A 16,894-nucleotide genomic window follows, 5' to 3' on the forward strand; every position below is an offset into this window, starting at 1 on the left:
ACAAGGAACCTTGATAAAAAGGTGGCAGGGGCATGAGCCAGATCGAAGAACTACAACGCCGTATTGTGGCCGCGATGGATCGGATTGGATCCGGCATTGCGACAATGGCGGAAGTTGGCGCAGGCAGCGGTGGAGAAGATGACACTCTGCGTGTAGCTCTGGATGATGAGAGGGTTGCGAATGCTCAACTTGAAGAGCGTCTCAGATCATTAAAAGAAAGACACGATTCCGAAGTCGATGCCATGCGCTTAGAAATCGAAGCCTTGCGTAATACCTCGTCCGATAGTCAGGAAAGTGCAGCGCTGCGCGAGCAACTCGACGATGCCAAGGCACAGCTTACCTCGGTCGAAGCCGCACGGGCCGAGTTGGCAAGCGCAAAGGCAGCATTGGAAGATCAGGATGTTGTCGAAGAACTTAAAGCCGAAAATGCCCGTCTTCGTTCGGAATTGGCGGATAGTGAACGCGTGGCGGAACTCAGCGCCGAGTTAGAAATGCTGCGCGCAGAACGCAGTAGCCATGGCTCGGCGATGTCGCGTCTGGATGATGATCTGCAGCGCATGCGCAAAGCCAACGAACAACTACGAATGTCGGTCGAAGAGCTGCGCACAGCTGCAGAAGACGGAATGACCGATGCGGATCTGTTGAACCGTGCCACAGCTGCCGAGCTTGAGGCAACGCGCGCAGCGCAGGCCACCGATGCGGCCGAAGCACATGCCGTGCTGGCCCGGTTGGAACCGTTGCTGTCTCAGGCGAAATTGGCCGAAGGAGAGGTGGAATAATGCCTGAATTGACCATTCAAATCGGGGGGCGCGGCTTTGAGGTTTCGTGCCAGGAAGGCGAAGAGGTTTTCCTGCAGGCTGCTGCAAAATTGCTGGATGATGAAGCGCAGGTATTGTCGGATCAGATCGGTCGGATGCCTGAATCCCGGATGCTTTTGATGGCTGGATTGATGTTGGCAGACAAAGCCGCCGCCACAGGTGACAAAATCAACTCGCTGGAAAATAAGCTGGCGGAGGCCGAAGCCGAGCTTCGGAACCTGCGTAGCATGCCACAGCCCGAGCCGGAAAGAATTGAAGTTGCCGTGGTTCCACCTTCGGTCACCGACACCTTGGCAGAGTTGGCTGCTCGGGCCGAGGCAATGGCGGCATTCATAGAAGAAAAGTCAACGAAATGATAAATATGCGTACTATTGCTATTGCGACTTTCATGTCTGTGTCAGCGCAGGTTTCCTGGGCTGGGATCGATATTCTGCCCGTCACATTTACTTGTGATAACGGCGTGCCTCTTGAGGTTGCCTATTTCAATGCCGAGGACGGATCCAGCGCGGCAGCCATGATGGTCGACAATAAGCTGGTGACTTTGCGCCAAGCTCAGAGCGGCTCTGGTATCCGCTATGAATCCGACGGAACAACTGGCACTTACATCCTGCGCTCCAAAGGCTGGGACGCCACGGTGAGCTTTCTGGCGACAGGTGCAGATGCCGCCAGCGAGCAGGTCTTATTGGGAAATTGCGTCAGCCGCTGATCAGGCGTTTGCTTCCCTGATTTTATCAGCGGCTTCCTTGTTGTAGCCGACACCGTTTTCGTCAAACAGCGTGTCCAATTCGCCCGACAGGGTCATCTCGGTGATGATGTCGCATCCGCCTACGAACTCGCCTTTGACATAGAGTTGCGGAACAGTCGGCCAGTCAGAATAGTCCTTGATCCCCTGACGCAAGCCTTCGTCGGCCAGTACATTCACGTCAGCAAATTCTACGCCCATGTAGTTCAGCACGCCTGCCACGCGCGAGGAGAATCCGCATTGCGGCATTTCCTTGGTGCCTTTCATATATAGCACCACATCATTGGCTTTGACGGTCTCATCGATCTGGGTTTTCACGTCGGTCATGTTACTTTTCCTTGTCATCCGCATCCGGGGCGGTCGTTTCATCCTGTGATGGGGCGGCGACCCATCCTTCCTTTTCCAGCCGTCGGTGTTCGGCCTGCGCCAGGGCCAGCGGATTCAGCCCGTATCTCTCGATGCCGTCAACCTTGCTGATTTTGTCCGGGTTTGGACGCATGTCGACCAGTTTACGCTTTCTGTTTCGCTTCACATAGGCCTCGATCAGCGCGGCGGCAACTATCAAAGCCGCGATTGCTGATATCCAAGCCAGCCATGTACTCATTTTTTTGGAGCCATGGCTTTAGCATATTCTTGAGGGTCTCTGGTGATACGGGAAACTGTTACATGACCGCCGCCGCCGCCCAACACGGTTCCGTGGTCAATCAGTTGCTCGCCTTGACCGGGTTCTGTGCCCCGAATTTTGTCAGCACGCTCATTCTTTATCGTAGATCTGAAAATGATGACGCTACCGACGAGGGCGATCAATCCACAAATCCCGTAAATCCAGAAAGTCGTGCTCACTCAGGCACTTTCGTCGTCAGAGCCAGCGCGTGCAAGTCGCCATCTGGGCCGTCCATCTTGCCTTTGAGGGCTGCATAAACTGCTCGCTGTTGTTGCACCCGGTTTTTGCCACGAAAGCTCTCATCCACGACCATGGCCGACATATGTACGCCGTCGCTGCCGCCGACCTGAATGTCCGCATCGGGAAACGCGTCGCGCAGCAGGTTCTCAATCTCGTGGGCGCTCATCGGCATGTAGGTTTCTCCTGAAAGTCTTTCCCAAGATGTAGTGCGCCGGGGCGGGGCGCGCAAGGGTCAGATAGACGCCCCGAAATGACAAAAACCTGCACTTGTCAAAGTGCAGGTTTTCAGAAGCGCAGGTGCCAAAATCAGGCGACGGCTTCGGCGAAGCTGTTGCGGAAAGTGGCAGTCAGTTCATCAAGCAAGGCCTCAGAAGAGCCGATGCGGACGCTGTCGCCCGTGAACCGCCCGACCGATACCAGTGGAACGCCAGCCTGACCTGCAGCAATCATCAGGGCTTCGGCCTGGTCAAAGTTGCAGGCGACCAGATAACGGGCCTGATCCTCGCCAAACAGGAATTCGGTCGAGGCGTCGTCAAGCGTTATGCCGACGCCGGTTGCTTCGGCCAGTTCGAAGGCTGCCAATGCCAGACCACCATCGCCAAGATCGGTGCAAGCCTTGATCATCTCTCGGTTTGCGCGGATGAACTCTCCGTTGCGCTTTTCGGCGTCCAGATCAACATGCGGCGCGTCGCCATCTTCGCGGTTGAACACTTCGGCCAGAAGGGCGGATTGGCCCAGATGCCCCTGCGTATCGCCGATGACCAGAGCCACGTGGCCGTCGCGGACCTCATTACCTATGATCTCGTCCGTGTGCGCCAGAAGGCCGACCGCTCCGATTGTCGGGGTCGGCAGGATCGCCTGACCGTCGGTCTCGTTATACAGCGAGACGTTGCCGGAAACGATCGGCATATCCAATGCTTCAACTGCGGCACCGATGCCTTTGATCGCTCCGACGAACTGGCCCATGATCTCGGGCTTTTCGGGGTTGCCGAAGTTCAGGTTGTCGGTGGTCGCTAGTGGCAATGCCCCGACGGCGGTCAGGTTGCGGTAGGCTTCGGCAACAGCTTGCTTGCCGCCTTCTACAGGGTTGGCTCGCACATAGCGCGGGGTTACGTCACTGGTGAAAGCAAGAACCTTGTCGGTGCCGTGTACACGAACCATGCCGGCGCCCAGACCAGGCGTACGCACGGAATCGGCCATAACCATGGTGTCATACTGCTCGTAAACCCATTGCTTGCCCGCATAGTTGGGCGAAGCGAGCAGGGCGCGCAGACCGTCGATTGGGTCGATCTGAGGTACGTCGGCCAGATCTTCTGCTTGCGGTGTAGGCTCCCACGGGCGATCATATTCGGGCGCGGTTGAGGAGAGTTTGGACAGAACCAGATCGGCTTTGACCTCACCATTATGCATGATCAGAAAGCGATCTTCGGCGACGGTTTCACCCACGATAGCGAAATCCAGATCCCATTTATCGAAAACGGCGCGAGCCTCGGCCTCAAGCTCGGGTTTGAGAACCATCAACATGCGTTCTTGGGATTCCGACAGCATCATCTCATAGGCTGTCATGTTCTCTTCGCGCTGGGGGATGTTTTCCAGATCAAGCCGAACGCCCAGACCGCCTTTGTCACCCATCTCAACTGCGGAACAGGTCAGGCCCGCCGCGCCCATATCTTGGATCGAGATCACTGCGCCGGTTTGCATCAGCTCCAGCGTCGCTTCCATCAGGCGTTTTTCGGTGAACGGGTCGCCAACCTGAACGGTGGGGCGCTTTTCCTCGATCGTGTCGTCAAATTCGGCGCTGGCCATGGTGGCTCCGCCCACGCCGTCGCGTCCGGTCTTGGCTCCAAGATAGACAACCGGCATGCCGACGCCCGATGCGGCTGAGTAGAAAATCTTGTCACTGTCAGCCAGCCCGGCTGCGAAGGCATTCACAAGGCAGTTGCCATTATAGGCCGGGTGAAAGCGCACTTCGCCGCCAACGCAAGGCACGCCGAAACAGTTGCCATAGCCGCCGATACCTTCGACCACGCCATTGACCAGCTGACGGGTCTTGTGGTGGCCGGGTTCACCAAAAGACAGCGCGTTCATCGAGGCGATTGGGCGCGCACCCATGGTGAAAACGTCGCGCAGGATACCTCCAACCCCGGTGGCCGCACCTTGATAGGGTTCGATGTAAGACGGATGGTTGTGGCTTTCCATCTTGAAGACCACGGCCTGACCATCGCCGATATCGACCACACCTGCATTTTCACCCGGTCCGCAGATCACCTGGGGTCCAGAGGTGGGCAGGGTGCGCAGCCATTTCTTGGAGGATTTGTAGGAACAATGCTCGTTCCACATGGCCGAGAAAATGCCCAACTCGGTAAAGGTTGGCTCGCGCCCGATAATCTCCAGGATCATCTTGTATTCTTCGGGTTTCAACCCGTGCGCGGCAATCAGATCCGGTGTGATGGCGGGCTCTTGCATCGTTTGTCCTGTATCCATGGTGGCCGAGATTGCGGGCCTTGTAGGGCAAGGGCGCGTCTGTGGGAAGGGCCAAGTCAGCGCAGGGTCGAATAACGTCACCGGTATAAGTTAATTTCGAGCTTTTCTGCGCTTTGTGTGCCCAGAAAAAGAAACGGAACCGCGCCAGTGGCCGGTTCCGTCTATAGTACTTCCTGCCAGGCGGCCCAGAAGCCGCGTGGCGTCTGTATCTGGTCTTTAAGCTGGGGTTTCTCCCTTGTTGATCGAGTCCGCCGCAGCGGCCCCAACAGCAGCTTTTTGTTGTTCGGTAAGGTTCTCGGCCTCTTCCAGACCAGGAATTGCTACGCGAACTTCGCGGCGGGCAAAGTCGATGCCATTGGCATTGAACTCGGCCTTCACCCGGTTGAAGATTTCCTTGCGAAGCGTGAACTGCTTGCCCGGCTTGGCCATGAACTTGCCGCGGATGATCATGCCAACATCGTCAAAGTCGAACACACCTTGCGATTTAAAGGGCTGCAAGAAGCCTTCTTTGTGGGTTTCGTCCGCCATCATCTCGGCGCCGATCTTCTTGAAGATCTTCTTGACCTTGTTGGGATCAGTGTCAAACGGCACGGTGAACTTTAGCTTCATGATCACCCAGTCACGGCTGAAATTGGTCAGCTTTTGAATCTCGCCATAGGGGATCGTGTGAACGGGCCCACGGTGATGGCGGAGCTGCATCGAGCGGATCGAGATTTTCTCGACGGTGCCCATGGTGCCACCGACATCGACATATTCACCCACGCGAAACGCATCGTCGATAAGGAAGAAGACACCGCCGACGATATCAGCCACCAGCTTCTGAGCGCCGAAACCGATCGCAAGACCAAGGACACCAGCACCTGCCAGAAGTGGGGTGATGTTGATGCCCAGCGCGCCCAATGCGAGCAGGCCGAAGATGACCGCAATCGTGACTTGCGCCGTGATCCGCAGCAAGGGAAGAACCGTCGCCAGACGTGAACCGCCTGCGCCGCCACCCTCGCCGCCGGCCTCTTCATCCAGCTCTTCTGCCGTTGTCTGTTCCTTGGCAAGGCGACGGTTGATCCATAGTGAGACGACCTCGTTCAAGATGTATCCGACAGCGATGATCATCAGGAATTCGATAACCGTACCGCCAACGTCGGTTCCGATCCCGGCAGAGGCGACATGTCGAAGATCAAGCTGCCAGACCCGCGCGATCATAAAGACCACAAACAGGCCGGCCAGCACGCGACCAATCCGGATATAGCTGCGCTTGGCTGATTTATAGGCGCGTTCGGCCAATGGTCCGTCGCCCAACATTGGGGGTTGAAGATGGCGCACGAGGCCACGGATCAGCGTATCAAGCGCTGGAGCGATCAGCAGCCAGAACATCGTCGTGAAATGTGGCCCTTTGCCAAGCAGGGCAAGTGTTCTGGGATCACGCTGTGCGATCAGGAATTCGACCAGGAACCATATCACCACCGAAACGCCGATAGCGAAGTAGGGATAGTAATGAGCGACTTTTTCATCGAATTTGGTGTGGTCCGGGTCCGTGCCCAACATCATCTGAGACAACCCTTCGCGCGCGGTCCAGGCGATGATCCCAATGTATATATGGATGCCAGCGTTCAGCCAGAAACCGATACGTGTATCGGCCGGGGTGATACCGTTAAGCAAGTTGAACCGTACGATAAAGAGCGTGAGGCCGATCAGTAGAAGAAGGCCAATCAGGTTGCGATGCAGATATTTGGCCCAATGATCGTCTATGTTGACCAACCGGTAATGTGGCTTTTTGGGCGCCAGTACAAAGCGTGAGGCGGCGGCGCCCAGACGCGGAATCCAAATCAGGTAGAAAACGAATGGGGCGGCATAGGTAAGCTGTTCTGTCGTCAGCAAGCCCCGTCCAATCGCCCGGATAACAACATAGAACACAACAAGTCCTGCGATTTCCCGGCAGAAACGGCGGAACAAGTAACGTACTGCGCTCCAAAGATCGGCATCAGAATTCCCACCGGGCTCTTCGTGCCATTTGCGGGTGAGAAACCCAAACAATTTTTCAGCAGCGTATCCGGCCACCAGAACTGCTAGGATCAGCCCAAACAGGCCAAACACCCCGGTAGATCCGAATTTCGCTGAGAAATTGCTGAACGCCTCAACCTGGGCGCTGACGATATTTGGCAATGTGGTCAAAACCTGCGTCCAAGAGGTAACCATCTCGGCCCAGATTTCACTGATTTCGGTAAGCGGATCTTCATGGTTTTCGTTTGCTGCCGCCTGCTTTTCTGCAACAGCGTCGAGCCGTTCCAGCAAAATGGCGCGAACTTGATCGTCGGACATACGTGCCACCAAGCCATCAACTTGATCGGGCGTCAGGTCCTCTGGAATTGTGACCGTAGACGACGCGGCCCCACTGTCTTGTGCGTGTACTGGTACCGCAAGAAGAATGGCGGAAATCAACGCCAGTAATAGGCGGAGTGGATGGTGCATGAATTTTCCCTCGAACACGAATTTTTGATCTTTTACGGGATCATAGGCGCGGAGGTGGAAATTTCCCAGCAGTTTTCGGCTGTTCGGTGTCACCGATTAAGTCAGGACCAAAAAAAAGGCCGAGCACTAAGCTCGGCCGTAGTCCAACAGGGAGGTATGAAGATGATGAGCGTTACAGCATCACCGCCTTCGAGTGCTCATTTAGGCATCAGTTTGATAACGATCAAGGCGTTTCAGTGTGATAGTCCGTCATGTCCGCTATGACGTTGACGCATAGCTATAGTTTCCCCATTTTCTTCAGGTGTTTACGCTGCGCGATGATCTCGTCCTGCACAAAATCGCGGAAGGCTGCCACGCGTTTGGAGTGGCGTAACTCTTCGGGGTAGGCGAGATAAACAGGAACGTCTGCCGTTTCGATGTCTGAAAGTACCGGCAGCAGATGCGGGAAATCATGCGTGACATAATCGGGCAGCAAGCCAATTCCCAGATTGTGCAGTACGCCCTGCAAGACACCGAAATAGTTGTTCACTGTCAGCAACGACGCCGGGTTATAGGTCATCAGATGCCGTACCATTGCCGCACTGGCCCCTACTTGGGGGGCTGAGGGGGTCTGACAGATAAGTCGATGGCTCGAGATTTCTTCGAGGGAGGCAGGTTGACCGCTTTCCTTAAGATATTCCGGGGTAGCATAAAGCAGCATCTGTACTGTCATCAGGCGCTTGCGCACCAGATCAGCCTGGCTAGGCTCTTTCATACGGATGGCGACATCGGCCTCGCGCATTGGCAGGTCAAGAACGCGTTCCTCAAGCATGAGGTCGATATTTAGGTCCGGGTATTGTTCATACAGCTTTGGCAACCTCGGAGCGAGCCATAGAGTCCCAAAGCCAAATGTGGTTGTGACCCGCAGCACACCAAAGACTTCTTCTTCGCTGTCTCGTATGCGCGCTGCTGCCGCGTCCAGTCGCTTGGACATTGCCGAGGTGGCGTCGAACAGCAGCTCACCCTGTTCGGTCAGAATCAGACCGCGGGCGTGACGATGGAACAACGTCGAATCAAGTGACTCTTCCAATGCCCGAATTTGTCTGCTGACTGCCGATTGAGATAGGTTCAGCTTATCGCCTGCATGTGTCAGGCTGCCCGCATCTGCAACCGCGTGAAATATCCTAAGCTTGTCCCAATCCATCGCCGCAACTTTCGTTATCCTGCCGAACGCCTATATGAAATAGGTGACAACTTCCACATTCAAACGGCGAAATCCTTGCGTTTCAGAGGATAAGCTCTAGGCAGGTCAGTTATTATGACCTAATATGGAAGCAGATGAAGCACACTGATCTGACGAGGGGAGGCGTTTGATGAGTAAGCCACAAATTTCTTTGAACGACCGTTTCGACCTAAGCAAAAACACGGTTTTATTGAACGGCACTCAGGCGCTTGTGCGCCTTATGCTGATGCAAAAGGCGCGCGACACGAAATCGGGTCTGAACACTGCAGGATTGGTGACGGGATACCGCGGATCGCCTCTTGGAGCGGTCGACCAGCAGATGATGCGCGCGCAGAAACAGCTGACAGAAAGCGATGTCACTTTTCAATACGGTCTGAATGAGGATCTTGCGGCAACCGCGCTTTGGGGCAGTCAGCAGGCCGGGTTAAGGGGTGACGGCAAGTTCGATGGCGTCTTTGGTCTGTGGTACGGAAAAGGACCTGGTGTAGATCGGTCAGGCGACGTGATGCGCCATGCCAATATGGCAGGGACTGCGGCACATGGTGGCGTTCTGATGGCCATGGGTGATGATCACACGGGCGAAAGCTCGACCGTGCTGCATCAGTCCGAGTGGTCGTTGGTTGATATGTACATGCCAGTGGTCAGCCCGGCCGGAGTACAGGAGATACTCGACTACGGCGTTTACGGATTCGCGCTCAGCCGGTTCGCCGGTGTCTGGGTCGGCCTCAAGACCATGAAGGACACGATAGAGGTGACTTCGGTCGTTGATGGCAACCCCGATCGCATGAAAGTCGTGGTGCCTGAGTTTGATATGCCCGAAGGAGGGCTGAACATCCGGCTTGGCGATACGCCTCATCTGCAGGAAGAGCGCATTATTGATTACAAGCGTTTTGCGGCTGAAACGTTTTCACGCGCTAACCGGATGGACAAACGTGTCTGGGGCAAACCCGGTGCAAAGATCGGACTGGTGGCCGCTGGCAAGAACTGGCTGGACCTCGCCCATGCGCTTTCCCTGCTGAATATTGATGAGGCCGAGGCCGAGCGCCTTGGCATCACGACCTATAAGGTCGGACAGACATTCCCTCTGGATATGTCCGGATTTCATGACTGGGCAGAAGGTTTGGACCTGATTGTAATCGTTGAGGAAAAGCGCAAACTGATCGAGGTTCAGGTTAAGGAAGCGATCTTTGACGACCGCCGTGGTCGACGAGTCTATGGCTGGTACAAGGGCGGTGCTGGGACGCTACACCGGGAAGAGCTGTTTCCCACCCGCGGTGCCCTTGATCCGAACATGATCGCTGAAAAACTGGGCGGTATTCTGATTGAAGAAGGCCGTGATACCGACGGGGTCCGCGCAGGTTTGACCAAGCTGACCGAAGCGCGCCGGGCGGACAATGCCGAGGAAATAGCCTCGCGCCTTCCGTATTTCTGTTCAGGATGCCCGCATAACAGTTCGACCAAGGTACCAGACGGAAGCCGGGCCTATGCAGGCATCGGATGCCATTACATGGTTCAGTGGATGGATCGAAGCACATTTGGCTTTACTCAGATGGGTGGCGAAGGGGCAAACTGGATCGGGGAAGAGCCGTTCTCGACCACCAATCATGTGTTCCAGAACCTCGGAGACGGCACCTATAACCATTCCGGTGTTCAGGCGATCCGGGCAGCTTTGTCGGCGGGTACGAACATCACCTTCAAGATTCTGTTCAACGATGCGGTCGCAATGACGGGCGGGCAGGGCAATGAGGGTGATCTGACCGCCGAAAGGATCGCGGCGGAGGTCAAGGCTATGGGCGTCACACATGTCGCGCTGGTCTATGACGAAAAAGAAGATGTAAACTTCAAAGCCCTACCCGCAGGAGTAGAGAGCTTTGAGCGCACCGAACTGATGACTGTGCAAGAGAAATTCCGCACCTATGAGGGCGTCTCGGTCATCGTCTATGTCCAGACCTGCGCCGCTGAGAAACGTCGTCGTCGTAAACGCGGAACCTTTCCCGACCCGGACAAAAGGGTCTTTATCAATACGGATGTCTGTGAGGGCTGCGGTGACTGTGGCATCCAATCGAACTGTGTTTCGATTGTTCCCAAGGAAACCGAACTTGGCCGGAAGCGCGCGATTGACCAATCAAGCTGTAACAAGGATTTTTCGTGTCTGAGTGGGTTCTGCCCCTCCTTTGTGACGCTGGAAGGCGCGAAGATTCGCAAAGAAGCGACGACCGAACTTGATCTGCCCGATCTTCCGATGCCCGAGCTGCCTGAAATAGTGGGCACACATAATGTTGTCATCACCGGCATCGGTGGGACCGGAGTTGTCACGCTGGGCGCGATTCTGGCACAGGCGGCCCAGATTGACGGCAAAGGCGCCGGAATGATGGAGATGGCAGGCTTGGCCCAGAAAGGCGGTGCGGTTCATATTCATTGCCGTATTGCCAACCGGCCAGAAGATATCAGTGCAATACGTGTGGCAACGGGTGAAGCCGACACATTGATCGGTGGTGATTTGGTTGTGTCCGCCGGGGCCAAAACACTTGGCCTGACACGCTTGGGTCAGACCGGAGCGGTGGTCAACAGCCACGAAACCGTTACCGGTGACTTCACGCGCGACACTAAGTTTAGGATTCCTGGTGAGAGGCTGGAATTGGCGCTGCAAGCACGATTGAAAGAAGACGTTTCCCTGTTTGATGCCACTGAGCTTGCGCGCGCAGTGATGGGAGACTCAATCTATTCGAACATGATGGTTTTTGGGTCCGCATGGCAGCGCGGGCTGATACCCGTCAGCCTCGATGCGGTGATTGCAGCCATTGATCTGAACGGAACGGCGGTTGAACGCAATAAAAGAGCCTTTGAGATCGGTCGTTGGGCGGTTTTACACCCGGAAAAAGTCGATGAGATTCTACGGCCAAGTGTTTCCAACCTCCCGAAATCACCAGAGCAGGTCATCGCGTTCCGCGCAGATCATCTGACCCAGTATCAAAGCGCTCGTTTGGCGAAACGCTACCGCAAAATCGTTGACTCGTTTGAGGATGCAGAAATTCGTGATGCTGTCGCAAAAGGGTATCATAAACTGTTGTCTTACAAAGACGAATACGAAGTAGCCCGGTTGTTACTGTCCAGTCGGGAGAAAGCCGCCGCCGAATTTGATGGCGAATTCAAAATGACTTTCCACCTTGCCCCACCGCTGCTTGGTGGCAAAGGACCAGATGGCCGACCCCGCAAACGGAGTTTCGGCGAATGGATGCTGAAGCCGCTGAAATTCATGTCTCGGCTAAAAGTTCTTCGAGGTACTCCGCTGGATATCTTTGGCTATAGTGTCGAACGTCGAATGGAGCGCGCGCTGATCAAGCAATATGAGCGTGATCTCAAAGAGATCACTCCGCTGATTTCCATCCAAACAAAGGATGCCGTAATTGCGCTCGCTAAGTTGCCCTTGGATATCAAAGGTTTTGGACCCGTCCTTAAGGCGAATGAGGCGAGCGCCGCCAAACGCAGAGAGGAATTGTTGACCACGATACGGAACGGAGGACCTGAATTACAGGCCGCCGCCGAGTAATTCGTCACAACCGTGTCACGACAGCTAGGCAAAATTGTTACTTGCATTTAAAATGCAGGTACAAAACCGGAGACTTCCATGCCCTCGCGACGCCATGTTGCACGTGACATTTCTTATGCCTATTCCGCCGAAACCAAAAGCGGACGGATGGTCATCAAGCTTATGGAGAACACCACAGGCCGCCTGCGCCTTATCAGGCGTGCTGATGGGTACGAAAAAGACGTGGCCAACGGGCGAGATTTCTGGTCGGTCATGGTTGAGAGATACGGTTTGTCTCTGGATGTGGTTGGCGGGTCATTGTCTAATATTCCCCGTGATGGCCCTCTGATTCTGATTGCCAATCACCCATATGGAATTCTGGATGGGTTGATGATGGGGCACATGTTGTCCAGTACGCGTGGGGATTTTCGCATTCTGGCCAACCATGTGTTTCGTAAGGCAGAGGATCTGAATCGGGTCGTTCTGCCGATTTCATTCGACGATACAAAAGCTGCGATGAAGCAGAACCTGGAGACCCGCAAGAAAGCTTTGAACTATCTGGGCGAGGGCGGCGCGATTGGCATATTTCCCGGCGGTACCGTCAGCACAGGGGCAAAGCCTTTCTCGTACCCGATGGACCCGGGCTGGCGTGGCTTCACAGCGCGGATGGTTGCCAAATCAGACGCGACAGTTGTGCCGGTCTTTTTTGACGGTCATACCTCACGCCTGTTTCAGATTGCCAGCCATCTGCACAATACATTGCGCATGGGATTGCTGATCAAGGAATTCAAAAAACGCGTTGATACCCCGGTCCAGGTGGTGATCGGAGAGCCCATCGGCCGCGACGTTCTGGACCCGTTGGCCAAGGATACGCGCAAGATGATGGATTTCTTGCGCAAAGCAACGTATGAGCTGTCTCCAAAGCCACTAAAGTCTTATGACTATGGCTATGAATTTGAGGAACGGCATCGCGCCTAAAGGGGCAAATGGCAGTAGGCATTTTTGATTCTGGTTTGGGCGGTCTGACCGTTCTAAACGCCGCGCAGAAACGTCTTCCCGACGTTGATTTCCTGTATTACGCGGACAGCGCACATGCGCCTTACGGGGTGCGTGACGTAGAGAATATCTATGAGCTGACCCGGGGTGCGGTGAACGACCTCTGGAACCGGGGCTGTGATCTGGTGATTCTGGCCTGCAATACGGCCAGCGCTGCTGCTTTGCGGCGGATGCAGGAAGAGGGCGTGCCTCAAGGCAAGCGCGTCTTGGGCGTTTTTGTTCCTTTGATCGAAGCACTGACTGAGCGGCAATGGGGTGACAACAGCCCGCCGCGTGAAGTCGCGGTCAAACATGTCGCATTATTTGCGACCCCGGCCACCGTATCCAGTCGCGCGTTTCAACGCGAATTGGCCTTTCGTGCGATTGGCGTAGATGTTGAGGCGCAGGCCTGCGGTGGGGTCGTTGATGCAATCGAGGAAGGCGACATGATCTTGGCCGAAGCGCTGGTGCGAAGCCATGTGGACGCCCTGAAACGCAAGATGCCAGAGCCTCAGGCCGCAATTCTGGGCTGTACGCATTATCCCTTGATGGCTGAGGCGTTTCAGAAGGCCTTAGGACCCGACGTTGAGGTGTTCAGCCAGGGTGATCTGGTTGCCGAAAGTCTGGCAGACTATTTGCAGCGGCATCCGAATATGCAGGGTGCGGCGAAGGGCGGTTATCTGACCACTGGTAAGCCAGGCGTTGTCAGTGATCGAGCCACCCAGTTCCTCCGACGACAAATTACTTTCGAGGCTGTCTGACTTTGGTCAAAGACGCGGCCTGAAAGAACCCGTAATCCCATGACTGTCACAGTGGCGGGCATGAACAGTGGCATACAGTTTCAAGAGGTCCAAGATGACCCACAAAATCGCAATTCTGGGCGCTTCGGGTTATACCGGCGCTGAACTGGTTCGGTTGATCGCCGAGCATCCGAATATGGAAATCGCTGCACTTTCTGCCGAGCGGAAAGCCGGACAGTCGATGGCGCAGGTATTTCCACATTTGCGGCACTTGAAATTACCGGTTCTTTGCAAAATTTCAGAAATCGACTTTTCAGGGATCGACCTGTGCTTTTGCGCGCTGCCACATAAAACCAGCCAGGAAGTTATCCGCGATCTGCCGAAGGACCTGAAAATCATCGACCTGTCCGCCGATTTCCGGCTACGCGACCCTGAGGAATATGAAAAATGGTATGGCAACCCTCATGCGGCTTTGGAGCAGCAGGAGGAGGCCGTTTACGGCCTGACCGAGTTTTATCGCGATCAAATTTGCACGGCCCGTTTGGTTGCCGGAACAGGTTGCAACGCCGCTACCGGACAATATGTATTGCGTCCCTTGATTTCGGCCGGTGTCATTGATCTGGATGACATCATTCTGGACCTCAAATGCGCGGTGTCTGGTGCAGGGCGGTCGCTGAAAGAAAACCTGCTGCATGCCGAACTTAGCGAAGGGTATAACGCATATGCTGTTGGCGGTACGCATCGGCATTTGGGGGAATTCGATCAAGAATTTTCTGCCCTTGCAGGGCGCCCGGTCAATGTTCAGTTCACTCCGCATCTGGTTCCAGCAAACCGGGGTATCCTAGCCACTACATATGTCAAAGGTGACCCCACGAGCGTTTATGAAGCGCTCGTGAAAACCTATGAAAGCGAACCATTTATCCAGATTCTGCCATTTGGCGAAACACCCTCGACCCACCATGTGCGCGGCTCAAATTTCTGCCATATCGGCGTGGTCAGCGACCGGATCGAGAGGCGCGCCATTGTGATCGGAGCACTGGATAACCTGACAAAAGGTAGCAGTGGCCAAGCCTTGCAGAACGCTAACCTGATGTTAGGTGAAGCTGAAACTGCGGGTCTGATGATGGCCCCACTTTTCCCATGAGGAACAAATGAAAACGCTCAAGAAACGTCGTCGCGTTCAAATCATCCTTCTGTCAATCGTTGCTTTGGCAGTGTCTACGGCGTTGATCGGATACGCTATGCAGGACGGCATCAATTTCTTCCGCTCACCCAGTGAAGTAATGGCAGAGCCGCCAAAACCGACTGAAATATTCCGGATCGGTGGTCTGGTCGAAGAGGGTTCGATCGTGCGGGGGCAAGGGGAAACCGTGCGTTTTGTGGTGACGGACGGCGGCGAAAGCGTGCCGGTCACGTTTACTGGAGTTTTGCCTGATTTGTTCTCGGAAAACCAGGGTATGATTGGCACCGGAAGCTACGTAAACGGAGTCTTTGAAGCCTCAGAAATTCTTGCGAAACACGATGAGACCTATATGCCAAAAGAGGTTGTGGACGCGTTGAAAGAACAAGGTATTTACAAGGAGGCCGGCGAGAGCTGAGCCATAGGCTTTGAGATCGGAATTCGGGCGTTGCGTGGATCGACATGCAGCGCCCTTTCTATTTTCGCTGTATTAACAGAATTGTCCGAGCGTCTGTCTGTCCCAAGTTGGAGAACAGTACATGCAGACGGTTCGGCAGATCGCGGAACAGATAGTTACGCGTGAAGGTGGTTTTGTCGATGACCCCGACGATCCGGGTGGAGCGACAAAATTCGGCGTAACAATCCATACCATGCGCAGATTGCAACTGGACCTGACGCAGGACGGGATGGTTGATGTATCCGATGTAAGGCGGCTGAGCCGATCGCAGGCCGTTGAAATCTTTATCCGCCACTATTTCTCAAAACCGCGATTACACCTACTGCCTAACATTCTGCAGCCATCTGTTTTCGACATGTACGTGAATTCAGGCGCTCAAGCTGTTAAAATTATGCAATATTTGCTGCGTGAAATGGGGTATCGTGTCGTCGTAGATGGCGTTGTAGGCCCGCAGACGGCGCAGGCATGTAGTGCTGCGTCTGAACCGGACCCTGTCGCGCTGCGGGATGCCTATGGCGTTGCCAGGAGAAACTATTATTTCCGGATAGCGGAACGGCGTCCAGCCTCTCGCAAATATGCTCGGTCCCGGTCTGGGGCAAAAGGTGGCTGGATACGACGCGCTGAGGAATTCCTGTCACCGACCTATCATCTTAGCGACGCAGAGTTTCAAAGGAGGGTTTCCGAATGGGGCTGATCTCGGGAATATTTGCGTTCTTGTTTGGCGAGGGTCGGAACGTCGTGCGTGAAACAACCGAAGTCTTTCGTGAAAATGCTGAGCAGGGCGCCAAACGCGACCTGACGCGACAACAGGGAGTACTGGAACAGTATAGGGCTGAGCTCGAGCGGGTTCAAAAAAGTGCATTTGACCGTTTTATGGATGGGCTCAACCGGCTGCCGCGCCCCGCCATGGCCTTGGGAACATTGGGGCTGTTTATCGCCGCTATGGTCGATCCGCTTTGGTTTGCCGCTCGGATGCAGGGGATTGCGTTGGTGCCGGAGCCCTTGTGGTGGTTGTTGGGCGTGGTCGTCTCGTTCTATTTCGGCGCAAGACACCAGACCAAAGTGCAGGATCTGCAGCGTGAAATTTCGGCAACGATGACACGTACTCCGAAAGTTATGGAAAACATCGAAACACTGGCAGAGATGCGGGAACGTTTGATTGGGGTCGCTGATACTGGGACAGATGCAGGCTTGGCCGATGAGGTCCTAAAACCCGATTTCAACCCTGCGCTCGAGGATTGGCGGCGGGGTCGGCCCGCCTGACCCGCGACACTATGTGCGTCCTGCAGAGGCGAAAGTGATTGGTGATTGTCCCTC

17 protein-coding genes are annotated in these 16,894 nt (G+C 55.0%); 10 read left to right on the plus strand and 7 right to left on the minus strand.

Annotated features, from left to right (window positions below):
* The first annotated feature begins 32 nt into the window (after positions 1-32).
* Genes AC2FLE_RS03840 through AC2FLE_RS03850 form a run of 3 tightly spaced genes read left to right on the plus strand, consistent with a single transcriptional unit; the run spans position 33 to position 1,524 of the window.
* Positions 33-779 (plus strand): hypothetical protein, encoded by a 747-nt coding sequence (locus AC2FLE_RS03840; protein WP_496695347.1) that lies wholly within the window; start codon positions 33-35, stop codon positions 777-779.
* A complete protein-coding gene (locus AC2FLE_RS03845; protein ID WP_281994664.1) occupies positions 779-1,174 on the plus strand; it encodes a cell division protein ZapA in 396 nt (131 codons plus the stop codon). Before AC2FLE_RS03840 ends, AC2FLE_RS03845 begins: the two co-directional genes overlap by 1 nt.
* A 5-nt stretch (positions 1,175-1,179) precedes the next feature.
* Entirely contained in the window at positions 1,180-1,524 is a 345-nt protein-coding gene (locus tag AC2FLE_RS03850; RefSeq protein WP_246097133.1) for an MliC family protein, read from the plus strand.
* Here AC2FLE_RS03850 and grxD read toward each other — a convergent pair whose 3' ends face one another.
* From grxD to AC2FLE_RS03885, 7 genes are all read right to left on the minus strand, one after another.
* Positions 1,525-1,887, minus strand: a complete 363-nt coding sequence (gene grxD, locus AC2FLE_RS03855; RefSeq protein ID WP_142634005.1) for a Grx4 family monothiol glutaredoxin — start codon at positions 1,885-1,887, stop codon at positions 1,525-1,527.
* A gap of 1 nt (position 1,888) precedes the next feature.
* Positions 1,889-2,164, minus strand: a complete 276-nt coding sequence (locus AC2FLE_RS03860; RefSeq protein WP_282021284.1) for a hypothetical protein — start codon at positions 2,162-2,164, stop codon at positions 1,889-1,891.
* The gene (locus AC2FLE_RS03865; protein ID WP_496695350.1) at positions 2,161-2,367 is read right to left on the minus strand and encodes a hypothetical protein; all 207 of its coding nucleotides are present in this window, start codon (positions 2,365-2,367) and stop codon (positions 2,161-2,163) included. The genes AC2FLE_RS03860 and AC2FLE_RS03865 overlap by 4 nt, the downstream gene beginning before the upstream one ends.
* 32 nt (positions 2,368-2,399) lie before the next feature.
* A complete protein-coding gene (locus AC2FLE_RS03870) occupies positions 2,400-2,636 on the minus strand; it encodes a BolA/IbaG family iron-sulfur metabolism protein (protein WP_142634001.1) in 237 nt (78 codons plus the stop codon).
* Positions 2,637-2,770: 134 nt separating this feature from the next.
* A complete protein-coding gene (gene purL / locus AC2FLE_RS03875) occupies positions 2,771-4,930 on the minus strand; it encodes a phosphoribosylformylglycinamidine synthase subunit PurL (RefSeq protein ID WP_496695352.1) in 2,160 nt (719 codons plus the stop codon).
* A 234-nt stretch (positions 4,931-5,164) separates the two neighbouring features.
* Positions 5,165-7,414 carry a mechanosensitive ion channel family protein gene (locus tag AC2FLE_RS03880; RefSeq protein ID WP_496695354.1) on the minus strand — a complete coding sequence of 750 codons (2,250 nt, stop codon included), beginning with the start codon at positions 7,412-7,414 and terminating at the stop codon, positions 5,165-5,167.
* 277 nt (positions 7,415-7,691) lie between these two features.
* Positions 7,692-8,597 carry a LysR family transcriptional regulator gene (locus AC2FLE_RS03885; RefSeq protein WP_142633997.1) on the minus strand — a complete coding sequence of 302 codons (906 nt, stop codon included), beginning with the start codon at positions 8,595-8,597 and terminating at the stop codon, positions 7,692-7,694.
* Positions 8,598-8,766: 169 nt separating this feature from the next.
* Here AC2FLE_RS03885 and AC2FLE_RS03890 point away from each other — a divergent pair, with 169 nt between their 5' ends.
* The 7 genes from AC2FLE_RS03890 (at position 8,767) to AC2FLE_RS03920 (ending at position 16,840) form a co-directional block, all read left to right on the plus strand.
* Entirely contained in the window at positions 8,767-12,186 is a 3,420-nt protein-coding gene (locus AC2FLE_RS03890; protein ID WP_496695356.1) for an indolepyruvate ferredoxin oxidoreductase family protein, read from the plus strand.
* 78 nt (positions 12,187-12,264) lie between these two features.
* Entirely contained in the window at positions 12,265-13,143 is an 879-nt protein-coding gene (locus AC2FLE_RS03895) for a lysophospholipid acyltransferase family protein (protein WP_271946941.1), read from the plus strand.
* Between the two features lie 8 nt (positions 13,144-13,151).
* Positions 13,152-13,961, plus strand: coding sequence for a glutamate racemase (gene murI / locus AC2FLE_RS03900; RefSeq protein WP_271946944.1), 810 nt, complete (start codon positions 13,152-13,154; stop codon positions 13,959-13,961).
* A gap of 94 nt (positions 13,962-14,055) precedes the next feature.
* Positions 14,056-15,084, plus strand: a complete 1,029-nt coding sequence (gene argC / locus AC2FLE_RS03905) for an N-acetyl-gamma-glutamyl-phosphate reductase (protein ID WP_496695358.1) — start codon at positions 14,056-14,058, stop codon at positions 15,082-15,084.
* 7 nt (positions 15,085-15,091) lie between these two features.
* Entirely contained in the window at positions 15,092-15,538 is a 447-nt protein-coding gene (gene ccmE / locus AC2FLE_RS03910; RefSeq protein ID WP_281972148.1) for a cytochrome c maturation protein CcmE, read from the plus strand.
* Between the two features lie 121 nt (positions 15,539-15,659).
* The gene (locus AC2FLE_RS03915; RefSeq protein ID WP_496691290.1) at positions 15,660-16,271 is read left to right on the plus strand and encodes a holin-associated N-acetylmuramidase; all 612 of its coding nucleotides are present in this window, start codon (positions 15,660-15,662) and stop codon (positions 16,269-16,271) included.
* On the plus strand, positions 16,262-16,840 hold the full coding sequence (locus tag AC2FLE_RS03920; RefSeq protein WP_496695360.1) for a holin family protein: 579 nt from the start codon (positions 16,262-16,264) through the stop codon (positions 16,838-16,840). The genes AC2FLE_RS03915 and AC2FLE_RS03920 overlap by 10 nt, the downstream gene beginning before the upstream one ends.
* The last annotated feature ends 54 nt before the right edge of the window (positions 16,841-16,894 follow it).

It is taken from the genome of Ruegeria sp. CDSA077 (genome assembly GCF_059612265.1).

Coding starts and splice junctions, on each gene's coding strand:
- AC2FLE_RS03920 (WP_496695360.1), top strand. CDS start 16,262: ATGGGGCTGATCTCGGGAATATTTGCGTTCTTGTTTGGCGAGGGTCGG.
- AC2FLE_RS03850 (WP_246097133.1), top strand. CDS start 1,180: ATGCGTACTATTGCTATTGCGACTTTCATGTCTGTGTCAGCGCAGGTT.
- AC2FLE_RS03915 (WP_496691290.1), top strand. CDS start 15,660: ATGCAGACGGTTCGGCAGATCGCGGAACAGATAGTTACGCGTGAAGGT.
- AC2FLE_RS03885 (WP_142633997.1), bottom strand. CDS start 8,597: ATGGATTGGGACAAGCTTAGGATATTTCACGCGGTTGCAGATGCGGGC.
- murI (WP_271946944.1), top strand. CDS start 13,152: ATGGCAGTAGGCATTTTTGATTCTGGTTTGGGCGGTCTGACCGTTCTA.
- argC (WP_496695358.1), top strand. CDS start 14,056: ATGACCCACAAAATCGCAATTCTGGGCGCTTCGGGTTATACCGGCGCT.
- ccmE (WP_281972148.1), top strand. CDS start 15,092: ATGAAAACGCTCAAGAAACGTCGTCGCGTTCAAATCATCCTTCTGTCA.
- AC2FLE_RS03860 (WP_282021284.1), bottom strand. CDS start 2,164: ATGAGTACATGGCTGGCTTGGATATCAGCAATCGCGGCTTTGATAGTT.
- AC2FLE_RS03895 (WP_271946941.1), top strand. CDS start 12,265: ATGCCCTCGCGACGCCATGTTGCACGTGACATTTCTTATGCCTATTCC.
- AC2FLE_RS03870 (WP_142634001.1), bottom strand. CDS start 2,636: ATGCCGATGAGCGCCCACGAGATTGAGAACCTGCTGCGCGACGCGTTT.
- AC2FLE_RS03890 (WP_496695356.1), top strand. CDS start 8,767: ATGAGTAAGCCACAAATTTCTTTGAACGACCGTTTCGACCTAAGCAAA.
- AC2FLE_RS03840 (WP_496695347.1), top strand. CDS start 33: ATGAGCCAGATCGAAGAACTACAACGCCGTATTGTGGCCGCGATGGAT.
- AC2FLE_RS03880 (WP_496695354.1), bottom strand. CDS start 7,414: ATGCACCATCCACTCCGCCTATTACTGGCGTTGATTTCCGCCATTCTT.
- grxD (WP_142634005.1), bottom strand. CDS start 1,887: ATGACCGACGTGAAAACCCAGATCGATGAGACCGTCAAAGCCAATGAT.
- AC2FLE_RS03845 (WP_281994664.1), top strand. CDS start 779: ATGCCTGAATTGACCATTCAAATCGGGGGGCGCGGCTTTGAGGTTTCG.
- purL (WP_496695352.1), bottom strand. CDS start 4,930: ATGCAAGAGCCCGCCATCACACCGGATCTGATTGCCGCGCACGGGTTG.